The organism is Pseudomonas sp. S36 (assembly GCF_016647875.1).
In the GTDB taxonomy this organism is placed as follows: Bacteria; Pseudomonadota; Gammaproteobacteria; order Pseudomonadales; family Pseudomonadaceae; genus Aquipseudomonas; species Aquipseudomonas parafulva.
Genome location: NZ_JACVVG010000089.1, coordinates 1 through 4,110, shown reverse-complemented (window position 1 = coordinate 4,110; position 4,110 = coordinate 1). Strand labels below are relative to the sequence as shown.

Below are 4,110 nucleotides of genomic sequence, written 5' to 3'. Positions count from 1 at the left end.
CACAGTGATTGCGCCAACTTTGAGATCTTGTGGAAGACAGTTGCTCCCACAAGGTGAATTGCACCAGCATTCAGATTTTGTGGAAGACAGTTGATCCCACAGTATGGACTGCCCCACAAAAGGTTTACGGAAGCGAGCAATACCTGCGATGGGCCGCCAGGCGGCCCCAGTAACCGCTTACAGCCGCCAGTCCAGACTCACCATCATCGTCCGCGGCTCACCCTGATAAACCCCGTTATAGAACCCCACATTGTTGTAGTAATGCTCATCGAACAGGTTCTTCACATTGAAAGAAGCCGCCAGGTGCTCATCGATCTGGTAGCGAGCCATCAACCCCACCACTGAAAAGGCCTTCTGCCCAATCTTGTCCCGGGTGGTAACGACCCTGCCCCCCTCACGACCGACCGGGCGGTTACCCATGCGGAAGTTATCGCTCTGCCAGTCCAGGCTCGCCCCCACCGTCAAGGCAGGCGTCACTTTATAAGTGCTGGAGAAGCGCACCAGGTTCAAAGGCTGCTCGGTATTCTTGCGCTTTTTCTCCGCCGTGGCGGCATGGGTATAGCTGTAGCCCAGGCTCATCTGCCAATCGGTCATCACCTCGCCTGCTACTTCGGCCTCGAACCCTTCCACAACGATGCCTTTACCGCCGCTTTTGTAGAAGATTTCGTCGCCATCAGGCGGCACGGAGTCATCTTGCTCGGCCACGTTGTCCTGCTTGCTGCGGAACACCGCCGTGCTCAGGTTAAGCCGCTCCTGGAACAGGCTTCCCTTCAGCCCGACCTCGTACACCTTGCCCACCACCGGTTCGATGTACTGCTTGTTGACGTCCCTCACCGTCTGCGGGTTGAAAATATCGGTGTAGCTTGCGTACAGGGTGAACTGTTCGGTCAGGTCGAAGAGCACACCGGCGTAGGGGGTCCATTGGTCGTTCTGCGTCTGCTTGCTGGTGGATTGCTCGCTGACATTCAGGGCGTCATCGTAGGCCCAGTCCCGGCGCTGGGTTTCCCAACTGCCGTAGCGGCTACCCAATACGAAATGCAGGCGGTCTGTGGGGTTCAGCCGCGTGGCGATATAGCCAGCCTTCTGTCGGGTATAGGAGCGCCCACCGTCCAGGCCGCTATCAATGTCCTGGAACTTGGGGATCGACCCCATGTATTTCCAGTCACGGATCCGGTCATAGCCCTCGGGCACAGGCAGGTCGACAAAGTAAGGCTCGCTGTTGCGCCGCTTCGACTCCCCGTAGCCGATCATGAAATCATGGCTGCGACCCAATAGCTGGAAGGGGCCGGCGAGGTTGAAATCGACCGCGTCCATTTTCTCCTGCCCGCCGAAATGCGCGTACCAGGCGCGCATGCCGCTGCGGTCTGCCTCGGGGAAACCGTTGCCGCCGTAGTAAACCTTGCCGTCACTGTCGGTCTGCCGATGGGTGTAGGCCAGCTTCATGGACCAGTCGTTGGCCAAGCGTTGATCAAGGGTGGCGAACACCGTCTGGTCTTTCAACGGCCAGGAAGACCATGGCGCGGTGAGGTTGGTCGACCTGGGAAGCTTGGCCTTGCTGCCATCGGCATTCCAGAACGGCACGGTGCCCCACGAGGAACCTTGCACATGCTTGTTCTGGTAGTCATAGCCCAGCGCGAGCACCGTGCTGTCGGTCAGGTCGGCTTCAAGCACACCATAGGCAACCTCCCGCTGGGTGGCGTACTTGTCCATGAACGATTTGTTGTCGCGATAGGCCAGCACCGTGCGCCCGCGCAAACGGCCGTCCCAGCCCAATGGGCCGCCGGCATCCAGGTAGCTGTAGTAGTTGTCATGGCTGCCAGCATTGACGCCACTGCTGACGGCCAACTGATGGGTCGGGCGCTTGCGCACCATGGCAATCGTGCCCGAGGGGTCGCCCGCGCCTGTGGTCAGGCCGGTGGCACCCCGCACCACCTCGATTCGGTCGTAGATGATGGTGTCCGAGTCGGACTTGAGCCCAGAGAAGGTGTTGAGCATGCCATCGATCTGGAAATTGTTGATCGCGTAGCCACGCGAGTAATAGCTGGGGCGCTCCGAGTCATTGCGCTGAACCGTGACACCCGTGACGTGGGCCAGCGCCTCCGAAAGCGTATTGAGCTGAAAGTCATCCAGCTGCTGGCGGGATATCACCGATACAGACTGTGGGGTTTCCTTGACCGAGAGGTTGAGGCGGGTCGCTGCACTCATGCTGCCAGTGGTGTAGGAACCACTGTTCTCGGTGGTACTGCCCAGGCTGGTAGCGACCACGTCAGTGGAGCCAAGCTCCATCACGGCACCTTTGGCCTTACCCTCCTCCTCCGCAAGGGGCAAGGGGCTGAAAACGCAGGCGCAGAGGCCAAGGGCGAACGTCATGGCGGGGTTGATGGACGGGGGCATTGCGGGCTGACTCCTTGTGCAGGTAAAAATCCTGTGGGGGAATCTACATGACAATCAACTGCCAATGCTAATCAATCTCATTATTGATATTGACTTTTGCGGGGGTTAAGCCTCGACAGAATCGAGAACGCGCCCGGAGAGCGAGATTTTTGGGGATGGGTATGAGTAGTGCTGGAACTTGCGAGGCGTGCAGTGCACGTGAGAAATGGCGTCCCAGGCAGGAATTGAACCTGCAACCTTCCCCTTAGGAGGGGGATGCTCTATCCAATTGAGCTACTGAGACGCAGCGGCCGGCAGCAGGCGCTGCACAGCGGAACGGCGAGCATGTTAACCAGCATGCCCGGGTTTGTCATGTGCTGAGCAGGGTTTTTCGCGTAATCCTTTTCTGGCGCGTCATTCAGGCGGCACAACCCCTTCCTGGTGAAGCAGTTCGAACAGGGCGCCGACGGCGGCCTGCAGGGTGGTCGAATTGTCCAGTACGCGCACGCTGGGGTCATAGGTGGACTGCAGGCCGGCATTGCGAGCCAGGCGCTGCTCCACCTCGTCCAAGGTTTCGCGACCGCGTGCCAACAAGCGCTGGCGCAGCACGTCAGGCCGCACATCCACAAGTATCGCAAGCAGGTCGGGGTAACGCTGACGCGCCTGTGGCAGGTAGGCCCGCGAGCCATTCACCAACACGGAGGTACCGTTTGCCAACCAGTCATCCACCTGGCGGGGTATGCCGTAGCCCAGCCCATTGGCTTGCCAGTGCATGGCAAACGCGCCCTCATCGCGCAGCATGGCAAACTGCGCTGGTGTTACACCAATTGCAGCTTCACCCTTCGATTCGGCAGAGCGGGTGATGATTCGGCGGGCAACCTGAATCCCCGCCGCCGCAAGACGGTCCCGGGCGGCGTCGATCAGGGAATCTTTCCCGGCACCTGAGGGTCCCATGAGTAGTATCAATTTGCCGGTGCATGAAGGGGTACCGCTTGCGTCATGGTGCATAGTCACTATGCTCTTGAGTAGGAAGCCGGCGCATTTGAGGTTTTTTCCAAGCTGTTTTGCTGGGTTTTGCTACGAATCAATGGCACAAGCCTGACGTTCGTGACCAGGCGTAAATGTGAAACTTTTCGAACCAGTGCTCATTTCTGATAATTGGTACTGGCAAAAAGCCTTTACCCGGCTCACTATTTGTCACAGAATTGACGCCAAGGAAACGGCGGTATTGAGGCAATATGTGCGTCCATTTTCACTGCCGGTTGAACATTTTGTCGTTGCTACGGTCTTATTTCCACCCCGCGCGGCCAATTTGAGAACCGCTTCCCCTGAACCAAAATCTGGTCAACTTATATGCGCCCAATGAAACAGGCTATCTATTCGAGCCGCACTGCTGACAAGTTCGTCGTCCGCCTGCCAGACGGGATGCGTGAGCGCATTGCCGAGGTAGCACGCAACCATCACCGCAGCATGAACTCGGAAATCATCGCACGCCTGGAGCAGAGCCTCATCCAGGAGGGTGCGCTCGGTGATGAGTTGAGCATGCGCCTGGACAGCCCCGAGCTGTCGTTGCACGAGCGCGAGCTGCTGCAACGCTTCCGCCAGCTGTCGCACCGCCAGCAGAATGCACTGGTGGCCCTCATCGCTCACGATGTGGAAATGGCCGCAGACGCCTCCTGAGTTTTTCAGTGTCTAGTCCTGAAATAGGTTTACACCTGCTCAGGTAGGCCGATAGGC

At 58.5% G+C, this 4,110-nt stretch carries 3 protein-coding genes and 1 tRNA gene; 1 reads left to right on the top strand and 3 read right to left on the bottom strand.

The features are described from left to right. Window positions 1–177: 177 nt before the first annotated feature. The 3 genes from IAE36_RS23400 to phnN form a co-directional block, all read right to left on the bottom strand. Window positions 178–2,394: a TonB-dependent siderophore receptor gene (locus tag IAE36_RS23400; RefSeq protein ID WP_201214967.1), complete on the bottom strand. Its 2,217-nt coding sequence runs from the start codon at window positions 2,392–2,394 to the stop codon at window positions 178–180. A gap of 206 nt (window positions 2,395–2,600) precedes the next feature. Beyond that, window positions 2,601–2,677 (bottom strand) — tRNA-Arg (locus IAE36_RS23395). 110 nt (window positions 2,678–2,787) lie between these two features. After that, a complete protein-coding gene (gene phnN, locus IAE36_RS23390) occupies window positions 2,788–3,381 on the bottom strand; it encodes a phosphonate metabolism protein/1,5-bisphosphokinase (PRPP-forming) PhnN (RefSeq protein WP_201214966.1) in 594 nt (197 codons plus the stop codon). A 345-nt stretch (window positions 3,382–3,726) separates the two neighbouring features. Between phnN and IAE36_RS23385 the strand changes: the two genes are divergently transcribed. After that, entirely contained in the window at window positions 3,727–4,053 is a 327-nt protein-coding gene (locus tag IAE36_RS23385) for an Arc family DNA-binding protein (RefSeq protein WP_003254499.1), read from the top strand. The last annotated feature ends 57 nt before the right edge of the window (window positions 4,054–4,110 follow it).

What these genes read in the sequence shown, in the direction of transcription:
- IAE36_RS23400 (WP_201214967.1), bottom strand. Translation starts at nt 2,394, where the DNA reads ATGCCCCCGTCCATCAACCCCGCCATGACGTTCGCCCTTGGCCTCTGC.
- phnN (WP_201214966.1), bottom strand. Translation starts at nt 3,381, where the DNA reads ATGCACCATGACGCAAGCGGTACCCCTTCATGCACCGGCAAATTGATA.
- IAE36_RS23385 (WP_003254499.1), top strand. Translation starts at nt 3,727, where the DNA reads ATGCGCCCAATGAAACAGGCTATCTATTCGAGCCGCACTGCTGACAAG.